The organism is Acidovorax sp. (assembly GCF_034519795.1).
Lineage (GTDB): Bacteria > Pseudomonadota > Gammaproteobacteria > Burkholderiales > Burkholderiaceae_C > Acidovorax.
This window is the reverse complement of the sequence record NZ_JAXHOB010000020.1, coordinates 170,589-190,582: the sequence shown is the minus strand read 5'-3', so window position 1 is coordinate 190,582 and position 19,994 is coordinate 170,589. Positions and strand designations below refer to the sequence as shown.

The window sequence follows — 19,994 nt, the reverse complement described above, 5'->3', positions numbered from 1 at the left end:
GCGTCATTCCGCCGTCAGCTTGGCGACCTTGGCCACGCGCGCGTAGCGGTCCAGTGCCTGGCGGATCTGCACGCCGAATTGCGCGGGCGTGCCCGGGATCAGCGTGGCGCCGGCCTCGTCCATCTTCTTGATGAAGTCGGGGTGTTTCATGGCCGCGTGGATCGCCTGGTTGAGCCGGTTGACCACGGGCGCGGGCGTGCCCGCCGGTGCCACCACGCCGAACCAGCCGCCGGCACCCATTTCCTTGAAACCCAGGTCGCCGTAGGTCGGCACATCGGGCAGCAGGGGCGAGCGGGTCTCGGAGAGCACTGCCAGCGCCCGCAGGCGCCCGGCCTTGATGTGCGGCAGGGCCGAGGGCAGGTTGTCGGTGATGCCGTCGACCTGGCCTGCCACGGCGTCGTTGAGCGCCATGCCCGCGCCCTTGTAGGGAATGTGCAGCAGCTCGATCTTGGCCAGGCTGGAGAAATGCTCCACGTTGGCATGCCCGAGCGAGCCCGTGCCCGGCGATGCGAAGTTGTACTTGCCCGGGTTGGCCTTGGCCAGCGCGATGAACTCCTGCATGGTCCGGGCCGGGAAGTTGGCGTTCACTGCGAACACGCTGGGCACCGTGGCCACGTTGGAGACCGGGGCGAAATCCTTCACCGGGTCGTACTTCATGCGGCTGCCATAGGCGGCCGCGTTGGAGCCGTGCGTGCTCATGGTGGCCATGCCCAGGGTGTAGCCGTCGGCACGGGCCTTGGCCACCTGTTCCATGCCCAGCGAGCCGCCGGCGCCGGCCTTGTTCTCCACCACGATGGGCTGGCCAAGCTCGCGCCCCGCGAATTCGGCAATCAGCCGCGCCGCCAGATCGGTCGAGCCGCTGGGTGCGAAGGGCACAATCAGCTTGATGGGCCGGTCCGGGAACGCGGCTTGCGCATGCACCGCGCCAGCCAGCGGTGCCAGGGCCAGGGCCAGCAGGGCGGCCCGGCGGTTGAAGGAGGAAGGGAGGAGGGTGCTTGCCATGGTGTGGGGGTTCTCTCGGTGGCCAAAGGGTGCTGGCAGTCTCTGGCGAACAGCGCTCACCCGCAAACGACAGTCCGGCATTCCTGTATTACCATTGGTCATACACCATCCCTGCCTTGCTGCCCCATGCGCCTGCATTCGCCATCGATGTCCGAGCTGCACGCGTTCGTTACGGTGGTGCGCACCGGCAGCTTTTCGCGCGCGGCGGACGAGCTGTGTGTGACCCAGGGTGCCATCAGCCGGGCGGTGGCGCGGCTGGAGGGCCATTTCGGCAAGGTGCTGCTCAAGCGCAGTTCGCAGCAGATGCTGCTGACGGAGTCGGGCGCACAGTTGCTGGCTGCCGTGCGCGAGCCGCTGGCGGCGATCGAGGCGGCCAGCGAGGCCCTGCGCGTAGGGGCGTCACGCACCACGGAGCTGGTGCTGTCCGTGGTGCCCACCCTGGCCAGCGTGTGGCTCGTGCCGCGCCTGCCGGACTTCCAGGCCCGGCACCCGGATGTGCGCCTGCGCTTCGTTCCCTACCGCAAGGACGAGGATTTCTCGGGCCCCACGCCGCATGCCGCCATCCTCACCGGGTTGGGTGCGGCGCAGTGGCCGGGCTGGGAGTGCGACTACGTCATCGGCCGCGAAGTGGTGCCGGTGTGCCACCCCGCGCGTGCCGCCCGGCAGCGCTGGCAGCACCCGGCGGACCTGGCCGCCGAGCCGCTGCTGGCCCATTCCACCTCGCCCGGCAATTGGGCGCAGTGGCTGCGCGCCGTCGGCGCCACGGGCGCCGAGCCCGAGCTGTCGACGGTGTTCGACCAGGTGTCCATCCTGGTCCAGGCGGCCATGGCCGACATGGGCGTTGCACTGGTGCAGCGCTGCCTGGTGCGGGCCGAGCTCGATGCGGGCCGCCTGGTCACGCCGTTCGACCTGCCGATCACCCTGCAGCGCGGCTACTTTCTGTGCCGCCTGCCCGGGCGCCGGGCGGCTGCAGCCAGCCTGCCTGTGTTTCGCCAGTGGCTGCTGGAGATGGCGCGCGAGGACATTGCCGCCATGCCTGCGTGATCGGGGCGCCGGAGGCCCCAAAGCGCAGCCAGAATGCAAAAAGCCCTCGCAAGAGGGCTTTTTTGCAAGGTGCCAGCCGCAGCCGGCCCGTGGCGATCTGGCGATCAGCCGCCCTTCTTGGAGCGCTTGCCAGGGTTCTTCTTGCTGCGCGTGGCGACGCCGCGCTCCAGGCTCACGCGCTGGCCGCGACCTGGGGTGGCCAGGTTGTAGCCGGGCACTGGCGTAGGGCGGGGGGTGCGCTTGCGGTCTGCTTCGGTGACGATCTTGTTGCCCATGGGAATTCTCTGGAAAAGATGGTGGAAAAACGTGTATTAGGCCATAGGTCGGGCCCGGTGCCGAAAATGTGCTTTATTCCGCGCCCACGACAGGGTGGTTGAAACGCCCTATTTATCGGCAAACCGGGTGGCGAAAGCCGCCCCATGGTCGGTCGACAGCGCCTCGCGGCAGTGGTGCGGCAGCACGAAACCGCGGCCCGCATCCTCCACGGCCTTGGTGCGTATCACCGGCGGTTGTGCCCGCACGCCGCCGAAGATCGTGGCAAACGCCACGTCGGCCGCATCGCGCCCGGTGCCAAAGCGGATCAGCCCCATGGGAATGGCCGTACCCGAGGGGTCGAACAGGTACCAGCGGTCGCCCAGGTAGGCCTCTACATAGGCGTGGAAGTCGGGCGGGCCCAGGGCGGGGTCGGCGCCATAGTCGGTGCCGGTGGTGAAGCGTGCGGGGATATTGATCGCGCGGCACAGCGAAATCATCAGGTGGGCAAAGTCGCGGCAAACCCCCACCTGCTCGACCAGGGTGTCCACGGCCGAGGTGTTGGAGTTGGACGTGTTGGACGTGAACGCCACGTGCTTTTGCACCCAGTCGCGGATCGCCTGCACCCGGCTGTGGCCCTGCCACAGGGCGCCGAACTCGTTGAGCGCCAGGCGCAGCAGCCGGTCGGACTGGCAGTAGCGGCTGGGGTAGATGTAGCCCATCACCTCCTGCGGCAGCCGCCGCACGGGCACTTCGGCCAGCTGCATGGGGTCGGTGCGGTGGTGGGTGATGTCCACCGTGGCCGAGTACGCCACGCTGAGCGGCCCAGGTTCGCCATGCAGGCGCAGGTAGCGGTTGCCGGTGGCCGGGTCGGTGTGGATCTGCTGCGGGATGTTCTGGTTGATCACCAGGCGTTCGTTGCTGACGGCCTGACTGGGCGTGTGCGCGGCGTGGATGTTGAACACGAAGTCGGCACCGTACTGGTCGATCTCGTAGTGCAGCTCGATCTCCAGCTCCATGCGCACCCGGGTGTTGGCCATGAACGGTGCTGCGGTGGCCTGCATGGGCGCAGTCTGCATGCCTTGCGACTGCTGGAGGTGGTTGGCAGCAGGTGTGACCGCAGCAGGCGACTCGTTGGCCGCTGCCAGGGGCAAGGGCGCCGTCATCGGGTTGAAGGGCGGGGCCATGGAAGAAGACGATTGCGCGAGCATGAAGTGAGCCTCTCTGGTGGGTGCAGCTCTGCCAGGCGCTGTGCGCCTGACCTTGGGCTTTGCGTGGCCAGTGCAAGGCAACCCCTGCACACCGCTGCCATTGCAGGATAGGCGTTTACCCGGGTGTTGTATGTAGGCTGAGAGCCTGTTGCCGTGGTGACCGGCACCGACAGCTGCGTCTTTACACAATCGGGGCTGGGAGGCCGCGCTGGCTCAGCCCAGTGCGAAGGCCTCGCGCAGCGCGCTGCAGAACATGCTGCTGCCGCTGATCGACAGGGTGACGGTGGTGCGCGCCGGGCCGGGCGTGCCCGGCTGCACCGCAATGGTGCCGCTGGCGTCGTCGAATGCCAGGTCCAGGGGCGTGGCCACCTCCTGCACGGCAGAGAGGTCGTAGTCCCATTCACCGCCCTCGTCGGCCGGGCCGCAGCCGCCGGGAAACTGCGCATGGGCCCAGGCCAGCACCTGTGCGACCTCGGCATGCAGGGCCGCCAGCTGCGCGGGGGCCACCGCAGCCATCGCGTCGAACGTGCCGGTGCCCTCGAAGTCTTCGCTGTAGTCGAAATCCAGGTAGTGCAGGGGCATGGCGTGCGGTCGGGGGCAGGGTGGGGCCGTGCATTGTCGCGCAGGGCCGGGCGGCAGTTCCTAGAATGGTCGGCTTCGCTTCTCCAAGGTCTTGCGTTCCATGCCTGCTGCCAGCACCGATGCCATCCTGCACATCAACGGCCTGTGCTTTGCCTACCCCGAATGCCCGTTGTTCCAGGGCCTGGACGCCCGCTTGCCGGCCGGCACCACGCTCGTGCTCGGCGCCGACAGCAGTGGAAAGACCAGCCTGCTGCGCCTGTTGGCGGGCGAGCTCGCCCCTGACGCCGGCCAACTGGTGCTGCAGGGTGTGCCTTTGCACGCCTCACCTGCCGCCTACCGCGCCCAGGTGTTCCAGGGCGACCCGCGCTCGGACGCGCTGAGCGAACAGGTGGCGCAGGACTGGCTCGCCGCACTGCCCGCCCGCTACCCGCAATTCGATGCGGCGGCGCTGGCCAGGCACATCGAGGGCTTCGGGCTGCAGGAGCATCTGCACAAGCGCTTCCTGATGCTGTCCACCGGCACGCGGCGCAAGGTCTGGACGGCCGGGGCGCTGGCCTCGGGCGCGGCGCTGACGCTGATCGACGAGCCTGTGGCTGGGCTCGACAAGCCCTCGGTGCAGTACCTGCAGCAGGCGCTGGCCGCCCTGGCGACCCAGGCGGACCGTGCCCTGGTGGTGGCCCACTACGATGCGCTGGTGGGCGTGCCCTGGCAGGCGACCATCGCGCTGCCTGACCGGTAACCCTGGCCGAACAGGATCGTTTTCCAAGCCCTAAACTGGGGTCTGTGCCGCCAATGCGGCCGTTTTCACCGGAAACTCCCATGGACGCCCTTCTCTTCGCCCCTGTCGCCGTGGCCATCGCCCTGACGCCCGGCCCCAACAATTTCTGCGGCCTCAACAACGGCATCCGTGCCGGTGTGGGCGCAGCCCTGGTGGGCACCCTCGGGCGCGCGGCGGCGTTTGCGATCTTTCTCACCGTGTCGGCCGTGGGCCTGGGGGCCATGCTGCTGGCGTCCGAAGCCGCCTTCACTGCCGTGAAGTGGGTGGGCGCCTGCTACCTGTTCTGGCTGGGCTGGCGCGCCTGGCGCAGCCGCGAGTTCAATGGCCTGGAGGTCGTTGACGGGGCAGAGGTGGCTGCGAGCGCGGCGCCGGTTCGCCTGTGGTCGCTGGTCACGCAGGAGTTCCTCCTGGGCATCACCAACCCCAAGGCCATCATCCTGTTCGCGGCCATCTTTCCGCAGTTCATCGATCCGGCGCAGCCGGCGGCGCGCCAGTTCCTGGTGCTGGGCAGCGTGTACCTGGTGGCCGAGTTCGTCGCCACGGCGGTCTATGCCGCCGGTGGCCGGCAGATCCGCCGCTTCATCCGCACCTCGCGCGGGGTGGTGCGGCTGAACAAGGCCACGGGCGGCTTCTTCATGGGCGCGGGCGGTCTGTTGCTGGCCACCAACCGCTGAAATGAAACACCCCCTGAGCCGCTTCGCGCCTTCACCCCTCTCTCGTCTCGCCGCGCGAGTCGGGAGGGGGACGCCCCCGGTGCGGCGGGGCGGCCCTTGCACGGGGGCACTGGCTTGGGCCGCGCCAGTTTCATGCGATGCGGGTGGCGCGCAGCGCCATGGGCAACTGAATTGCGTTTCGGCCTTGAAAACGCCGTAAAGCGAGGGTAAAGGCGGGGTAAATCCCTTTGCCTGCGCGCCGGAGTGTCGCGGCGCATGGCTACCATAGCCACGATTCCACCTGTTGCGTCCACCATGCCGTCCCTCCGTTTCCTGCCTGTGTCTCCGCGGTCCCTCTTGCGCCAACAGGGGCGCGCCCTGTGGTGGGTCGTGCTGCTGGTGCTCATGGCGGCTGCTGTGGGTGGCGGGCTGTGGTGGAAGCAGCGCCAGGCGGCGCCGGCCCAGGCCGATGCGTCTGCGGGGCGCGGCGGCCCGGGCGGCCCTGGCGGCCGAGGACCGGCACGCTTCAGTGCCGGCGGCCAGACCCAACCCGTGTCGGTGGGCGTGGTGCGGCGCCAGGACGTGCGGGTGCAGGTCAATGCCATCGGCACCATGAGCGCACGCGCCACGGCCGTGGTGCGCGCCAAGGTCAGCGGTGAGCTGATCCGCCTGCACTTCAAGGAAGGCGAGGAGGTCAAAGCCGGTCAGTTGCTGGCCGAGATCGACCCGCGCAGCTACCAGGCATCGCTCGGCCAGGTGCAGGGCAACCTCGCGCGTGACCAGGCCCTGCTCAAGAACGCGCAGCTCGACCTCCAGCGCTACCAGGACCTGCTGGCCAAGGATTCCATCGCCAGCCAGCAGGTGGACACCCAGGCCGCCCAGGTGCGGCAGCTCGAAGGCACCGTGGCAGCCGACCAGGCCCAGGTGGACGCCGCCAGGCTGCAGCTGAGCTACACGCGCATCACCGCGCCCATCGCCGGGCGCCTGGGCCTGCGCCAGGCCGACCGGGGCAACGTGGTCGGCCCCTCGGACGCCACGGGCATCGTCACCATCAACCTGGTGCGCCCCATCGACGCGGTGTTCTCCGTGCCCGAGGCGCACCTGGCGCAGATCAACCAGCGCCTGGCCCAAGGCGCCGAGCTGCCCGTGGAGCTGTGGGACCGCGAGCAAAAGCGCCGCCTGGCGCGTGGCCGCCTGGGTGCCCTGGACAACGCCATCGACGCGACCACCGGCACCATCAAGGTCAAGGCCAGCTTTGCCAACGAGGACGGCACGCTGTTCCCCAACCAGTTCGTGAACGTGCGCCTGCAGGTCAATCTGCTGGAAAACGCGCTCACCGTGCCCGGCACGGCCATCCAGAACAACTACGTCTACCTGGTGCAGCCCGATGGCACGGTGACGCAGCGGCGCATCCGCGTCGGCGTTGCCGATGGCGACCGCGTGGCGGTCGAAGGGGAACTCAAGGACGGCGACCAGGTGGTGGTCGACGGCATCGACCGCCTGCGCGAAGGCGCCAAGGTGGCCGTGATCGATTCGGGCGCTGCCGCCCGCGCCGACGAGGCTGTGCAGGAGGGCGGCGCGCGCCGCGCCGCGATGCGCAACCTGACCCAGGAAGAGCGCGACAGGTTCGCCAAGATGACGCAGGAAGAGCGCCGCGCCTTCTTGCGCAGCAAGCGCAACCAGCCCGGCGCGGCCGGACCTGCAGGGGCAGCCAGCGGGACGGTGGGTGGCGAGCCCGCGACTGCGGCACCGGCGCCTGCCGCATCGGCCGAAGGCGGTGCCCCTGGCGGTGAGCGCCGCCCCGGCATGTCACCCGAGGTGCGCGCCCTGCTCGACAAGATGAGCCCCGAGGAGCGCCAGAAGCTGCAGGCCATGGCGCCCGACGAGCGGCGTGCCTTCATCGGCGGCAAGATGCAGGCGGCCGGCATGGCGGCCCCTGGCGCAGCGGCCTCGCGTTGACGCGGCCCCGATCACCTTGAAGCGGGCACCGCCCCCATGAACCTTTCGCGCATCTTCATCCTGCGCCCCATCGCCACCTCGCTGCTGATGGTGGCGCTCTTGATCGCAGGCCTGCTGGCCTACCGGCTGCTGCCCATCTCGGCCCTGCCCGAGGTGGACTACCCCACCATCCAGGTCACCACGCTGTACCCGGGCGCCAGCCCCGACGTGATGACCTCCAACGTCACCGCGCCGCTGGAGCGCCAGTTCGGCCAGATGCCGGGCCTCGCGCAGATGTCCTCCACCAGCTCGGGCGGGGCTTCGGTCATCACCCTGCGCTTTGCGCTCGACATGGCCATGGACGTGGCCGAGCAGCAGGTGCAGGCGGCCATCAACGCCGGCAGCAACCTGCTGCCGAACGACCTGCCCATGCCGCCCATCTACAGCAAGGTGAACCCGGCGGACGCACCCATCCTCACGCTGGCCATCACCTCGCCCTCGCTGCCCGTGATCCGCGTCAACGACCTGGTGGAAAACCGCCTGGCGCCCAAGCTCTCGCAGGTCAAGGGCGTGGGCCTGGTGGCCATCGCGGGCGGGCGGCGGCCGGCCGTGCGCATCCAGGTCAACCCGGTGGCGCTGGCGGCCGTGGGCATGACGCTCGAAGATGTGCGCGGCGTGATCGCCTCGTCCAACGTCAAGCAGGCCAAGGGCGGGTTCGACGGGCCTGCGCGGGCCTCGACCATCGATGCCAACGACCAGTTGCAGTCGGCGGCGGAGTACCAGAACCTGGTGATCGCATTGCGCAATGGCGTGCCGGTACGCCTGAGCGACGTGGCCGCCACGGTGGACGATGCCGAGAACACCCGCCTGGCCGCCTGGGCCGGCACGCCCGACACGGGCGCGCGCGCCGGTGTGATCCTCAACATCCGCCGCCAGCCCGGCGCCAACGTGATCGAGACGGTGGACCGCATCAAGGCCCTGCTGCCCCAGCTGCAGAGCACGCTGCCGGCTTCGCTGGACGTGCAGATCCTGACCGACCGCACGGTGACGATCCGCTCGTCGGTGAAAGACATGCAGATCGAGCTGGCGCTGGCCATCGGCCTGGTGGTGGCGGTGATCTTCGTCTTCCTGCGCAGCGCCTCGGCCACGCTCATCCCCAGCGTGGCGGTGCCGCTGTCGCTGGTGGGCACCTTCGGCGTGATGTACATGGCGGGGTTCTCGATCAACAACCTCACGCTGATGGCGCTGACCATCTCCACCGGCTTCGTGGTGGACGATGCCATCGTGATGATCGAGAACATCGCGCGCTACGTGGAGGAGGGTGAGCACCCGCTGCAGGCGGCGCTCAAGGGCGCCAAGCAGATCGGCTTCACCATCATTTCGCTGACCATCTCGCTGATCGCCGTGCTGATCCCGCTGCTCTTCATGGGCGACGTGGTGGGCCGGCTGTTCCACGAATTCGCGATCACCATGGCGGTGGCCATCCTGATCTCGGCCGTGGTCTCGCTCACGCTCACGCCCATGCTGTGCGCGCGCCTCTTGCGCCACACGCCCGAGGAAAGCCATGGCCGGCTGTACCAGGCCACGGGCCGCTTCTTCGATCGCACCATCGCCCAGTACGGCCGCGCGCTGAACTGGGTGCTGGGCCACCAGGGGCTTACCTGGATCGTCTTCATCGCCACGCTGGCGCTCACGGTGCTGTTGTACATGGTGGTGCCCAAGGGCTTCTTTCCGGTGCAGGACACGGGCACGCTGCAGGCGACCACCGAGGCCGACCAGTCGATCTCGTTCGCCGCCATGGCCGAGCGCCAGCAGCAGCTGGCCGAGCGCATCCTGCGCGACCCGGCGGTGAAAAGCGTCTCGTCCTTCATCGGGGTGGATGGCGCCAACACCACGCTCAACACCGGCCGCCTGCTGATCGACCTGGTACCCCATGGCGAGCGCGACAGGGCGTCCACCGTGGTGCGCCGCCTGGCCGACGACACGGCCGACCTGCCCGGCATCCGCCTGTACGCCCAGCCCGTGCAGGACCTGACCATCGAAGACCGCGTGGCGCGCACGCAGTACCAGTTGCTGATCTCCTCGCCCGATTCGGCGCAGCTGCAGGCCAGCACCGCCGACCTGGTGCGCCGCATGCGTGGCCTGCCGCAACTGGCCGACGTGGCCAGCGATCTGCAGAGCCAGGGCCTGCAGGCCTTCGTGCAGATCGACCGGGCCCAGGCCAGCCGCCTGGGGGTGACGGTGGCGGGCATCGACACGGCGCTGTACAACGCCTTCGGCCAGCGGCTCATCTCCACCATCTTCACCCAGTCCAACCAGTACCGCGTGGTGCTGGAGGTGGCGCCGCAGTTCAAGGTCGGGCCCGAGGCGCTGGCGAACATCTACGTCACCTCCACGGCCGGCAAGCCGGTGGCGCTGTCCACCGTGGCGCGCATCGAAGAGCGTCCCATGGCCCTGGGCGTGAACCACGTGGGCCAGCTGCCCGCCGCCACCATTTCGTTCAACACCGCGCCCGGCGTGGCGCTGGGCGATGCGGTCAAGGCCATCCAGGCCGAGCAGGCCGCCGCCAAGGAGGCGGGGCTGTTGCCGCTGTCGGTGGAGACCAGCTTCCAGGGCGCGGCGCTGGCCTTCCAGGCCTCGCTGTCGAACACGCTGCTGCTCATCCTGGCGGCGGTGGTCACCATGTACATCGTGCTTGGCGTGCTCTATGAGAGCACCATCCACCCGGTCACCATCCTGTCCACGCTGCCGTCGGCTGGCGTGGGGGCGCTGCTGGCCCTGCTGGTCATGGGGCTCGATGTGGACATCATCGCCATCATCGGCATCGTGCTCTTGATCGGCATCGTCAAGAAGAACGCGATCATGATGATCGATTTCGCGCTGGAGGCGCAGCGCGACCAGGGCCTGCCCGCGCGCGAGGCCATCTACCAGGCCTGCCTGCTGCGCTTTCGCCCGATCCTGATGACCACGCTGGCAGCCTTGCTGGGCGCGCTGCCGCTGATGCTGGGCACGGGCGTGGGCAGCGAGCTGCGCCATCCGCTCGGGGTGACCATGGTCGGCGGCCTCATCGTGAGCCAGTTGCTGACGCTGTTCACCACGCCGGTGATCTACCTGACCTTCGAGAACGCGGCCGAGCGCTGGCGGGCACGGCGCGCGGCCAAGGCGGCACATGCCGAGGGAGCGGTGTGAGCCTGTCCACCCCCTTCATCCACCGGCCCATCGCCACCATGCTGCTGACCATCGGCCTGGCGCTGGCAGGGGCGGTGTCGTACTTTCTCTTGCCCGTGGCGCCGCTGCCGCAGGTGGACTACCCGACCATCTCGGTCTCGGCCAGCCTGCCCGGCGCCAGCCCCGACACCATGGCCGCCACCGTGGCCACGCCGCTGGAGCGGGCCCTGGGGGCCATCGCGGGCGTCAACGAGATCACCTCGCGCTCCATACTGGGCAGCACCTCGATCACGCTGCAGTTCGACCTGGGCCGCACGGTGGACAGCGCCGCGCGCGACGTGCAGGCGGCCATCAACGCGTCGCGCACGCTGCTGCCCACGGGCATGCCCAGCAACCCCACCTACCGCAAGGTGAACCCGGCCGATTCGCCCATCATGATCCTGGCGCTCACGTCCGACTCGCTCACGCGCGGGCAGATGTACGACGCGGCCTCCACCGTCATGGCGCAAAAGCTCTCGCAGGTCGAGGGCGTGGGACAGGCGTCGATCAGCGGCGGTGCGCTGCCCGCCGTGCGCGTGCAGCTCGACCCGCTGCGCCTGGCGGCCAACGGCGTCTCGCTGGAGCAGGTGCGCGCGGCCATCACCAGCACCAACGCCAACCGCCCACTCGGCTCGGTGGAGCGCGAGGACCACTACTGGCAGGTGACCGCCAACGACCAGGCCCGCGTGGCGGCCGACTACGCGCCCCTGGTGCTGCGCTGGAAGGACGGCAACGCCATCCGCCTGGCCGACGTGGCCCAGGTCACCGACTCGGTGCAGGACGTGCGCAACTTCGGCGTGGCCAACGGCAAGCCGGCCATCCTGCTGCAGGTGTACAAGCAGCCGGGCGCCAACATCCTCGAAGCGGTGGAGCGCGTGCGCGCGCTGCTGCCGGCGCTCAAGGCCTCCATCCCGGCCGCCATCGACATTGAGATCGTCTCGGACCGCACGCCCACCTTGCGTGCCTCGGTCAGGGAGGTGGAGAACGCCCTGCTGATCGCCGTGGCGCTGGTGATCATGGTGGTGTTTGTGTTCCTGCGCAATGCGCGCGCCACGCTCATCCCCAGCGTGGCGGTGCCGGTGTCGCTGGCAGGCACCTTCGGCATCATGTACCTGGCGGGTTACACGCTCGACAACCTGTCGCTGATGGCGCTCACCGTGGCCACCGGCTTCGTGGTGGACGACGCCATCGTGGTGCTGGAGAACATCATGCGCCACATGGAGCGCGGCAAGAGCGCGCTGCAGGCCTCGCTCGACGGCGCGCGCGAGATCGGCTTCACGGTGGTGTCGATGAGCATCTCGCTGATAGCGGTGTTCGTGCCCATTTTGTTCATGGGCGGCATCGTGGGGCGCTTCTTTCGCGAGTTCGCCATCGTCATGTCGGCCGCCATCCTGGTGTCGCTGCTGGTCTCGCTGACCACCACGCCCATGATGTGCGCGGTGCTGCTCAGGCAGCACCGCGCGCCCAGAGCGCCCAGCCAGTCGTGGTGGGCGCGCTTTTCGCGCTGGGTCGACCGGCTGCAGGAGCGCGGCCTGCGCGGCTACCGCCGCAGCCTGGCCTGGTGCCTGCGCCACCAACCCGTGGTGCTGCTGGTGCTGGCCGGCGTGGTGGCCGGCAACGTCTACCTGTACACCGCCATCGACAAGGGCTTCATGCCCGAGCAGGACACGGGCCGCATCTCGGGCTTCATCCGGGCCGACCAGGCCACCTCGTTCCAGGCCATGGAGCAGCGGCTGCAGCGCTTTCTGGCCATCGTGCAGGCCGACCCCGCCGTGGAGCATGTCACCGGCTTCACAGGCGGCTGGCAGCGCAATGCGGCCATGATGTTCATGTCGCTCAAGCGCGGGCCGGGGCAGGAGAGCTCCGAGGTGGTGATCAACCGCCTGCGCGAGCAGCTCAAGAACGAGCCCGGCGCGCGCCTGTTCATGACGCCCCAGCGCGACATCCGCATCGGCGGGCGGCAGAGCAGCGCCTCGTTCGATTACACCCTGCAAGCCGACGACATCGCCGAGCTGCGCACCTGGGAGCCGCGCATCCGCCAGGCCCTGTCGCAGCTGCCCGAGCTGGAGGACGTGAACAGCGACGTGCAGGACTACGGCCTGCAGACCACGCTGGTGATCGACCGCGACGCGGCCACCCGCATGGGCCTGACGGTGGCCACCATCGACGCCACGCTCAACGACGCCTTCGGCCAGCGCCAGGTGGGCGTGATCTACAACCCGCTCAACCAGTACCGCGTGGTGATGGAGGCCGCACCCCAGTACCTGCAGGACCCCGAAACGCTGCGCAGCTTCTTCTTCGTGAACAACCTGGGTCAGCAGATCCCGCTCACGGCGTTTGCGCGCATCACGCAGACCAACACGCCGCTGTCGGTCAGCCACGACCGGGGCACGCCGGCCAGCACGGTGAGCTTCAGCCTGGCGCCGGGCATTTCGCTGTCGCAGGCCACCGATGCCATCCACAATGCGGTGTCGGAGCTCGGTGTGCCGGTGGGCATCCGCGGCACCTTCGGTGGCACGGCCGGGGCTTTCCAGGACGCGCTGGCCGGGCAGCCCCTGCTGATCCTGGCGGCCATCATCACCATCTACCTGGTGCTCGGCATCCTCTACGAGAACCTGGTGCACCCGCTCACCATCCTGTCCACCCTGCCATCGGCCGGCGTGGGTGCGCTGCTGGCGCTGATGCTGTTCAAGACCGAGTTCTCGCTGATCGCGCTGATCGGGGTGATCCTGCTCATCGGCATCGTCAAGAAGAACGCGATCATGATGATCGACTTCGCGCTGGTGCGCCAGCGCGGCGGCCACGTGAGCGCCGCCCAGGCCATCTACCGCGCCTGCAACCTGCGCCTGCGCCCCATCCTCATGACCACCATGGCCGCCATCTTCGGCGCGCTGCCGCTGGCCCTGGGCCGGGCCGACGGCGCCGAGCTGCGCCAGCCGCTGGGCATCGCCATCGTGGGCGGGCTGCTGTTCAGCCAGGTGCTCACGCTCTATACGACGCCCGTGGTCTACGTGGCGCTGGACCGCCTGCGCGCCCGCGTGCTGCGCACGGCGCGCCGCTGGCGCAGCCAGCGCCCGGCGCAGGGCCCCGTGGTGGCGCTTCAAGGAAACGATTGATGCCTTCCCCTGTCTCCCCTTCCTTCTCTGCACGGCTGGCGCTCTCGCTGGCCGTGCTGGCCCTGCTCGGCGCCTGCGCCAGCCAGCAGGCCTACGAGCGCCCGGCCATGGACATCCCGCCGGCCTACAAGGAAGGCGGCGCCGCCGCCCAGGGCCTGTGGCAGCCCGCCCAGCCCGGTGGCGACCATGCCGTGCCCACGGCATGGTGGTCGCTGTATGGCGATGCCACGCTCGACACGCTGCAGCGGCAGGCGGCTACCGGCAACCAGGACATTGCGCAGAGCGTGGCCCGCCTGCGCTCCGCGCAGGCGGCAGTGGCCAGCAGCAGCGCCAGCCTGCTGCCCAGCCTGGGCGCCAGTGCCAGCAGCGCGCGCTCGCGCAGCGGCAGCGCGCTGCAGGCCGACGGCAGCAGCAATGCGCGCATCAGCACCAGCCATTCGCTGGGCCTCAACGCCAGCTGGGAGCTGGACCTGTGGGGCCGCATCTCGGGCACGGTGGACGCGGCACGCGCCAGCGCCCAGGCCAGCGCCGACGACCTCGCCGCCATGCGCCTGTCGGTGCAGGCCACGGTGGCCCAGACCTACTTTGCGCTGCGCGCCGCCGAAGCCCAGGCCCGGTTGCTGCGCGAGACGCTCGATGCCTATGCCCGCAGCTGGGAGCTCACGCGCAACCGCCAGGCGGCCGGCGTGGCATCGCTGGCCGACGTGGCCCAGGCCGAGGCGCAGTACAAGACCACCCAGGTGCAGTTGCTCGAATCCGAGACCAGCCGCACCCAGCTCGAACATGCGCTGGCCGCCCTGGTGGGCCAGGCGCCCGCCGCCTTCAGCCTGCCGGCCACGGCCGAGCTGCCGGCCCCGCCGCCCGTGCCCGCGCAGCTGCCCTCGCAGCTGCTGGAGCGCCGCCCCGACATCGCCGCCGCCGAGCGCCGCGTGGCCGCCGCCAATGCCCAGATCGGCGTGGCGCGCGCGGCCTTCTTCCCGGCGCTCACGCTCTCGGGCTCGGCCGGGTACCGGGGTTCGGAGCTGTCCAAGCTGCTGAGTGCGCCCAACCTGTTCTGGTCGCTCGGCCCGGCCCTGGCCGTGTCGCTGTTCGATGGCGGTGCGCGCACTGCCGCCGTGGAATCGGCCCGCGCCAGCAACGACCTGGCCGCCGCAAGCTACCGCCAGACGGTGCTCACCGCGCTGCAGGAGGTGGAGGACAACCTCACGGCCGCCACCGCCCTGGCGCAGGAGCAGCAACTGCAGACCGAGGCCCTGGCCGCCGCCCAGCGCGCGCTCGACGTGGTCAACAACCAGTACCGCGCCGGCACCGTGGGCTTTCTCAATGTCATCACGGCCCAGGCCTCGGTGCTTTCGTCGCAGCGCAGCCTGATCGATGTGAAGAACCGCCGCCTGGTGGCCGTGAACACCCTGCTCAAGAACGTGGCGGGGAACTGGGAGCCGCTGGCAAGGTGAGAGTGCTCACGGTGTGCTGCGCAATTCCTGGCCGGTGGCCGCCAGCAAACGCAGCCCGAATGCGCCCACCAGCAGGCTGGCGAGTCGGTTGAGCGCCGTGCGCTGGCGCGCATAGGCCGCTTGCACCGGCGCCGTGGCAAAGGCAAATGCCAGCAACAGGTGCCATGCGAGCGCATTGGCCAGCACCACCCCGACGGCCGCCATCAACAAGGCTGCAGAAGGCTGGGGCGGCAGTGCCGTGGCGAACACGCTGCCGAAGAACAGGGCGGACTTGGGGTTCAGGATGTTGGTGAAAAAGCCCAGCCGGAAGGCCGCCAGGAGCGATAGCCGCCCGGCCACCGCCGGTGCATCGCCGCCCTGGCTGCTCCACAGCCGCACGGCCACATGCAGCAGGTACAGGCCGCCCGCCACTTGCACCGCGATGCGCAGGTAGGGGTGTGCTGCAAAGACCGCGCCGATGCCCATCATCGCCAGGGCCGACCAGATCACCGCCACCGTGGTCACGCCAACCGCTGCGCAGCACGCAGCCCGGCGCTGGCCGCCGGCCGCCAGGTGGGTCACCACCAGGACATTGGCGCCCGGGGTGACCAGGACGACCCAGTGGAGCAAGGCGATGGCAAGCAAGGTGGGCAGCATGGTGTGGTTCCTGGTGGATGGTGCGCGGGTGGAGGATCTCTTGCGGGCCATCACGAAGGGGCGCCACAGACGCGATGGTATCCGCGGCGGCCAGTGCCTCAGGGCACGGTGCAGGTCGCATGGCGGCTGCGATGGAGCCGTCAGCCGGCATGGTCCGTGGAGGTGGCAACGCGCAAACCATCCCCCGTGCGAACGAGGTGGTAGGACTCACGCCATGTGGTGAGGATGCTGCCGTCGCCACGCAGCAGCTCCCAGGTGACCGTGGCCAGGGTGCTGCTGCAGCCCATGGCCACCACCTCCGGATCACTGAACCGGCATGAGCGGCAGCCTTGCTCCTGGTAGGTCGTCAGCACAGATTGGAAGTAGTCCGCGGTCTCTGCCCGGGTGCGGAAAGACCGCAGCTTGCCTTGCGCGTCCACCGACATGCAGGGCGAGGTGTAGCGCTGGGCCACGAGCGGTCCGTCGAACTCCCTGAAAGCCGCCACGAAAGCGTCAAAGAATTCCCGGACCTCGTGCTGCAGTGGGGTGGTGCTCATGGCAAGGCTTCTCTTGGTGCATTGTGGGGACTCGCGCCCGGTGGTGCTCCCGCTACGCAGGTCACCGCATGGCGGATGCTGGCCTGCGATGCCCCGGGCGACAGCGCCGCTTCCATCGCCGCCGCCGTTGCAGCGTCGTGCTCGCCCAGCCACTGCAGCGCCTTCTTCGGGCCTTCGTACCACAGGCCGCGCAAGGCGAAGTAGTCTTCCAGCAACGAGGTCAGCAGCCATGCGCGGCGGTAGTGGCCTTCGGCATCGCCGCGCTCCATGCGCGCCACCATCTTCCAGGCCCAGGATCTGCGGGCGTGGGCCTCATCGGCAGGCAGCGCGGGTGGTCCTTGGGCGAACAGGGCTTGCAGTCCTTGCAGAAAGCGGTCGGCCTGCTGTGCGCGCTGCACCAGCACCACGCTCTGGCGCAGCTTCAGGAACTCGGTGGCGGGCTGCTGCAGCAACACCGATTCGGGGTAGACGAATACATCGAGAAAGACGCCGTCCACCACCCGCGTATCGCGGCCCGTGTCCTCGCGCGGGGCGAAGGCGGCGATGTCGCAGTCGCTGTCCTGGTCCTCGCTGCCGTTCGCGCGCGAGCCGTAGAGCAGTACCGTGTGCGCCCCGCCGTCCTGGACCAGTTCGTCGCGCAGGGTGCGCAGCCAGGGTGTCCAGGTAAAGGCCGTGGGCTGGTGGTGTGCGGTCATTCTGCAGATCCTCCGCGCGACCTCGCCCCTTCGGTCAGGATCCAATCCCGGAACGCCGCGAACGCCGGCAGGTCCAGCCGGTCGGGCCGGTAGCACAGGTAGTGGCCCTGGTCCACGCGGATGGGGCTGCCGCAGGGGGCGAGCAGCGAGCCCTCGGCAAACTCCTTTTGCACCAGCAGGGCCGGCACCAGCCCGATGCCCAGGCCGTTCAAGGCGGCCTGGATCAGCGCCGAATACTGGGCGAAGCGCGGGCCGGCCAGGGTCTGCACCTCGGGCACGCCGTGCTGTGCGGCCCACTGCCGCCAGGCCGTGGGCGCGCCCTCGTGGTGCAGCAGGGTGTGGCCCAGGATGTCGGCCGGCTGGGCAATGCGGTGGCGCCCTTCGACCAGGCTGCGCGCCACGATGAGCACGAACTCGCGCCCCGCGATGTACTCGGACACCACGCCCGGCCAGCCATCAGGCCCGTAGCGGATGGCGGCATCCACACCGGCCGGTATGCCGTCGCTGGGCTCCAGGTGGCGGCTGAAGCTGAGCATCACGTGGCGGCTTTGCTGGCTGAAGGCCGGCAGGCGCGGGATCAGCCATTTGGTGAGGAAGGTGGGCACGCTGGCCAGCGTGAGCAGGCCCGCGCCCGCGTCGCCCGAGCGGGCCTCGAAGGTGGCCGCCTCGATGGCGCGCAGCCCGCCCGAGATCTTCTGCCAGTACACCCGCCCTTGCGGTGTCAGCTCCACCCCGCGGCCGTTCTTCTGCAGCAACTGGCGGCCCAGAAAGGACTCCAGCCCCGCGACCTGCTTGCTCACGGCGCTGGCCGTGATGCACAGCGCGCCCGAGGCCAGGGTAATGCTCTGGTGCCGTGCCACGGCGTCGAAGGCCAGCAGCTCCTGGATGGTCGGGCAGTCGCGTTTCATATCCGGGTTTGATGAAGGCCGTGTGAAAAACGTTTTCCAATTGCTCAGCTGTCCTCATCCAGGTTTCACCCATGATGGGGCGGTCTCTCCCTAGAATTTGGCCAGTGCTGCGGCATGCCTTGTGGCGGACAGTAGCGCATCCGGAAAGTGTGCCGGTGATTCTGACATGGGAGACAACAACGTGGTTCGCGGTATTTCCCTCCTCTACGGCCTGTACCTGCTGCTGCCCATCGCGCTGCTGGTGGTCGGCAGCGTGGGCGGCAACTGGACCAACACGCTGCTGCCCACGGGCACCACGGGCCAGTGGTACCTCGACCTCTGGCAGGACACCTCGTTCCGCAAGGCCTTCGTGAGCAGCCTGCTGGTGGCCATGGCGGCCTGCACTATCAACACCGTGCTGGCGCTGCCGCTGGCCTATGCGCTGTACCACGGCGCGCGGCGTGGTGGTGGGCTGGCGGCGCGCGTCGTGAGCGCCATGCCGGTGGCCGTGCCGGCCATCACCCTGGCCTTCGGCTACATGGTGGTGTTCAACACCGACCTGGCGCCCTGGCTCGGTTCCATGCCGCTGCTCATCGCCGCGCACGCCATTCTCACGCTGCCCTACCTCACCAATACCCTGCTGGCCGATCTGCGCCACCTCGACCTCTACCGGCTGGAGCAGGCCGCTGCCACGCTGGGCGCCTCGGGCTGGCAGCAGTTCAGCGGCATCGTGCTGCCCAGCCTGCGCCAGAGCCTGCTCAGCGGCCTGGTGATGGTGGCCGCCATCTCGGTGGGCGAGTTCGGCGTGTCCAACCTGCTCACCAGTTTTCAGAACCGCACCTACCCCGTCGTGCTGCTGCAGGCCTTCTATGGCGCCACGGGCTTTGCCTGTGCCGCCACAGTGATCCTGCTGGTGCTGGCGGGTGCATCGGCCCTGCTGTCCTCCTCCCTCGTCAAAGCCCGCCCATGAGCCTCGTCCTCGACAACGTCAGCTACCACTATCCCGGCAGCACGCACGGCCTGCACGAGGTCTCCCTGGACGTGCGCGCCGGCGAGCTGGTGGCGGTGATCGGGCCCAGTGGCTCGGGCAAGTCCACGCTGCTCCAGCTGGTGTCGGGGCTCACCACCGGCCACTCGGGCCGCATCGTCTTCGGCGGGCAGGACATGTCGGCCACGCCCGTGCACCAGCGCCGCATGGGCATGGTGTTCCAGAGCTATGCGCTGTTCCCGCACCTGTCGGTGCTCGACAACGTGGCCTACGGCCTCAAGCTGCGCAAGGTGGCCGTGGACCAGCGCCACCGGCGCGCGCAGGAGCTGCTCGACATCGTGGGCCTGGGCAGTTACGCGCAGCGCGGCATCGGCCAGCTCTCGGGCGGGCAGCAGCAGCGCGTGGCATTGGCACGCGCTCTGGCCATCGACCCGCTGGCGCTGCTGCTCGACGAGCCGCTGTCGGCGCTCGATGCCTGCGTGCGCGGGCACCTGCGCGACGAGATCCGCGCCATCCAGCAGCGCTTTGGCGCCACCACGCTGCTGGTCACGCACGACCAGGAGGAGGCCCTGGTCATGGCCGATCGCGTGGCCATGCTCAAGGACGGGCGCCTCTTGCAGATCGCCACGCCGCGCGCGCTATACGAGCAGCCTGCGAGCTGTGCGGTCGCTCAATTCGTGGGCCTGTCCACCATCCTGCCCGGCAAGGTCAGCGCGCCGGGCCGGGTGGATTTGGGCTTTGCCGAACTCCACGCCCATACGGGCGGACGCGCTGTGGGCGCCGCACTGTACGTGATGGTGCGGCCTGAGCACATGCGACCCGATCCGGCCCCCGGCAGCGTGAACCGGCTGCAAGGGCAGTGCGGCGCCCAGCGCTACCTGGGCGCACTCACGCGCTACGACTTTGCCGTGCCGGGCGCAGACAAGCCTTTTCTTGCCGAGTCGGCTGTGCCGGCTGTCGAGGCGATCGCCATCGCCCCTGAGCACATCCGCCTGCTAGACCACTGATGTCTTCC

The 19,994-nt window shown here is 69.3% G+C and carries 17 protein-coding genes; 9 read left to right on the top strand and 8 right to left on the bottom strand.

All coding sequences use genetic code 11. From position 1 onward, the window contains the following. Positions 1–3: 3 nt before the first annotated feature. On the bottom strand, positions 4–1,002 hold the full coding sequence (locus U5N23_RS22130; RefSeq protein WP_322594888.1) for a tripartite tricarboxylate transporter substrate binding protein BugE: 999 nt from the start codon (positions 1,000–1,002) through the stop codon (positions 4–6). A gap of 126 nt (positions 1,003–1,128) precedes the next feature. Between U5N23_RS22130 and U5N23_RS22125 the strand changes: the two genes are divergently transcribed. Continuing rightward, the gene (locus U5N23_RS22125; RefSeq protein WP_322594887.1) at positions 1,129–2,046 is read left to right on the top strand and encodes a LysR substrate-binding domain-containing protein; all 918 of its coding nucleotides are present in this window, start codon (positions 1,129–1,131) and stop codon (positions 2,044–2,046) included. A gap of 104 nt (positions 2,047–2,150) precedes the next feature. On the opposite strand, the gene U5N23_RS22120 is transcribed toward U5N23_RS22125, so the two are convergent. The 3 genes from U5N23_RS22120 to U5N23_RS22110 form a co-directional block, all read right to left on the bottom strand. Next, positions 2,151–2,321 carry a hypothetical protein gene (locus tag U5N23_RS22120; protein WP_164470704.1) on the bottom strand — a complete coding sequence of 57 codons (171 nt, stop codon included), beginning with the start codon at positions 2,319–2,321 and terminating at the stop codon, positions 2,151–2,153. Positions 2,322–2,429: 108 nt separating this feature from the next. Next, positions 2,430–3,338 carry a transglutaminase family protein gene (locus tag U5N23_RS22115; RefSeq protein ID WP_322595547.1) on the bottom strand — a complete coding sequence of 303 codons (909 nt, stop codon included), beginning with the start codon at positions 3,336–3,338 and terminating at the stop codon, positions 2,430–2,432. A gap of 384 nt (positions 3,339–3,722) precedes the next feature. After that, on the bottom strand, positions 3,723–4,091 hold the full coding sequence (locus tag U5N23_RS22110; protein ID WP_322594886.1) for a hypothetical protein: 369 nt from the start codon (positions 4,089–4,091) through the stop codon (positions 3,723–3,725). Positions 4,092–4,191: 100 nt separating this feature from the next. Here U5N23_RS22110 and U5N23_RS22105 point away from each other — a divergent pair, with 100 nt between their 5' ends. The 6 genes from U5N23_RS22105 to U5N23_RS22080 all read left to right on the top strand — a co-directional run bounded on the left by U5N23_RS22105 (position 4,192) and on the right by U5N23_RS22080 (position 15,237). Then, a complete protein-coding gene (locus tag U5N23_RS22105) occupies positions 4,192–4,830 on the top strand; it encodes an ABC transporter ATP-binding protein (RefSeq protein WP_322594885.1) in 639 nt (212 codons plus the stop codon). Positions 4,831–4,910: 80 nt separating this feature from the next. Beyond that, positions 4,911–5,543: a LysE family translocator gene (locus tag U5N23_RS22100; RefSeq protein WP_322594884.1), complete on the top strand. Its 633-nt coding sequence runs from the start codon at positions 4,911–4,913 to the stop codon at positions 5,541–5,543. Positions 5,544–5,837: 294 nt separating this feature from the next. Then, positions 5,838–7,481: an MdtA/MuxA family multidrug efflux RND transporter periplasmic adaptor subunit gene (locus U5N23_RS22095; RefSeq protein ID WP_416208650.1), complete on the top strand. Its 1,644-nt coding sequence runs from the start codon at positions 5,838–5,840 to the stop codon at positions 7,479–7,481. A gap of 36 nt (positions 7,482–7,517) precedes the next feature. After that, entirely contained in the window at positions 7,518–10,649 is a 3,132-nt protein-coding gene (locus tag U5N23_RS22090) for an MdtB/MuxB family multidrug efflux RND transporter permease subunit (protein ID WP_322594882.1), read from the top strand. Next, positions 10,646–13,783, top strand: coding sequence for an efflux RND transporter permease subunit (locus U5N23_RS22085; protein WP_322594881.1), 3,138 nt, complete (start codon positions 10,646–10,648; stop codon positions 13,781–13,783). Before U5N23_RS22090 ends, U5N23_RS22085 begins: the two co-directional genes overlap by 4 nt. Then, positions 13,783–15,237, top strand: a complete 1,455-nt coding sequence (locus tag U5N23_RS22080; protein WP_322594880.1) for an efflux transporter outer membrane subunit — start codon at positions 13,783–13,785, stop codon at positions 15,235–15,237. Before U5N23_RS22085 ends, U5N23_RS22080 begins: the two co-directional genes overlap by 1 nt. 6 nt (positions 15,238–15,243) lie before the next feature. Here U5N23_RS22080 and U5N23_RS22075 read toward each other — a convergent pair whose 3' ends face one another. The 4 genes from U5N23_RS22075 to U5N23_RS22060 all read right to left on the bottom strand — a co-directional run bounded on the left by U5N23_RS22075 (position 15,244) and on the right by U5N23_RS22060 (position 18,012). Continuing rightward, on the bottom strand, positions 15,244–15,873 hold the full coding sequence (locus U5N23_RS22075) for a LysE family transporter (RefSeq protein WP_322594879.1): 630 nt from the start codon (positions 15,871–15,873) through the stop codon (positions 15,244–15,246). A 140-nt stretch (positions 15,874–16,013) separates the two neighbouring features. Next, positions 16,014–16,409 (bottom strand): hypothetical protein, encoded by a 396-nt coding sequence (locus tag U5N23_RS22070; protein WP_322594878.1) that lies wholly within the window; start codon positions 16,407–16,409, stop codon positions 16,014–16,016. Next, entirely contained in the window at positions 16,406–17,104 is a 699-nt protein-coding gene (locus U5N23_RS22065) for a nucleotidyltransferase domain-containing protein (protein WP_322594877.1), read from the bottom strand. Before U5N23_RS22065 ends, U5N23_RS22070 begins: the two co-directional genes overlap by 4 nt. After that, complete coding sequence (locus tag U5N23_RS22060) at positions 17,101–18,012, bottom strand: LysR substrate-binding domain-containing protein (protein WP_322594876.1); 912 nt, start codon at positions 18,010–18,012, stop codon at positions 17,101–17,103. The genes U5N23_RS22065 and U5N23_RS22060 overlap by 4 nt, the downstream gene beginning before the upstream one ends. Before the next feature lie 166 nt (positions 18,013–18,178). Between U5N23_RS22060 and U5N23_RS22055 the strand changes: the two genes are divergently transcribed. Both U5N23_RS22055 and U5N23_RS22050 read left to right on the top strand, forming a co-directional pair. Next, on the top strand, positions 18,179–18,961 hold the full coding sequence (locus tag U5N23_RS22055; RefSeq protein WP_322594875.1) for an ABC transporter permease: 783 nt from the start codon (positions 18,179–18,181) through the stop codon (positions 18,959–18,961). Continuing rightward, on the top strand, positions 18,958–19,986 hold the full coding sequence (locus tag U5N23_RS22050; RefSeq protein WP_322594874.1) for an ABC transporter ATP-binding protein: 1,029 nt from the start codon (positions 18,958–18,960) through the stop codon (positions 19,984–19,986). The genes U5N23_RS22055 and U5N23_RS22050 overlap by 4 nt, the downstream gene beginning before the upstream one ends. Positions 19,987–19,994 lie beyond the last annotated feature (8 nt).

Excerpts from the sequence above, each read along its gene's own strand:
- U5N23_RS22080 (WP_322594880.1), top strand. The coding sequence starts at position 13,783 with ATGCCTTCCCCTGTCTCCCCTTCCTTCTCTGCACGGCTGGCGCTCTCG.
- U5N23_RS22060 (WP_322594876.1), bottom strand. The coding sequence starts at position 18,012 with ATGAAACGCGACTGCCCGACCATCCAGGAGCTGCTGGCCTTCGACGCC.
- U5N23_RS22050 (WP_322594874.1), top strand. The coding sequence starts at position 18,958 with ATGAGCCTCGTCCTCGACAACGTCAGCTACCACTATCCCGGCAGCACG.
- U5N23_RS22075 (WP_322594879.1), bottom strand. The coding sequence starts at position 15,873 with ATGCTGCCCACCTTGCTTGCCATCGCCTTGCTCCACTGGGTCGTCCTG.
- U5N23_RS22100 (WP_322594884.1), top strand. The coding sequence starts at position 4,911 with ATGGACGCCCTTCTCTTCGCCCCTGTCGCCGTGGCCATCGCCCTGACG.
- U5N23_RS22095 (WP_416208650.1), top strand. The coding sequence starts at position 5,838 with ATGCCGTCCCTCCGTTTCCTGCCTGTGTCTCCGCGGTCCCTCTTGCGC.
- U5N23_RS22130 (WP_322594888.1), bottom strand. The coding sequence starts at position 1,002 with ATGGCAAGCACCCTCCTCCCTTCCTCCTTCAACCGCCGGGCCGCCCTG.
- U5N23_RS22120 (WP_164470704.1), bottom strand. The coding sequence starts at position 2,321 with ATGGGCAACAAGATCGTCACCGAAGCAGACCGCAAGCGCACCCCCCGC.
- U5N23_RS22090 (WP_322594882.1), top strand. The coding sequence starts at position 7,518 with ATGAACCTTTCGCGCATCTTCATCCTGCGCCCCATCGCCACCTCGCTG.
- U5N23_RS22065 (WP_322594877.1), bottom strand. The coding sequence starts at position 17,104 with ATGACCGCACACCACCAGCCCACGGCCTTTACCTGGACACCCTGGCTG.
- U5N23_RS22115 (WP_322595547.1), bottom strand. The coding sequence starts at position 3,338 with ATGGCCAACACCCGGGTGCGCATGGAGCTGGAGATCGAGCTGCACTAC.
- U5N23_RS22125 (WP_322594887.1), top strand. The coding sequence starts at position 1,129 with ATGCGCCTGCATTCGCCATCGATGTCCGAGCTGCACGCGTTCGTTACG.
- U5N23_RS22110 (WP_322594886.1), bottom strand. The coding sequence starts at position 4,091 with ATGCCCCTGCACTACCTGGATTTCGACTACAGCGAAGACTTCGAGGGC.
- U5N23_RS22055 (WP_322594875.1), top strand. The coding sequence starts at position 18,179 with ATGGGAGACAACAACGTGGTTCGCGGTATTTCCCTCCTCTACGGCCTG.
- U5N23_RS22070 (WP_322594878.1), bottom strand. The coding sequence starts at position 16,409 with ATGAGCACCACCCCACTGCAGCACGAGGTCCGGGAATTCTTTGACGCT.
- U5N23_RS22105 (WP_322594885.1), top strand. The coding sequence starts at position 4,192 with ATGCCTGCTGCCAGCACCGATGCCATCCTGCACATCAACGGCCTGTGC.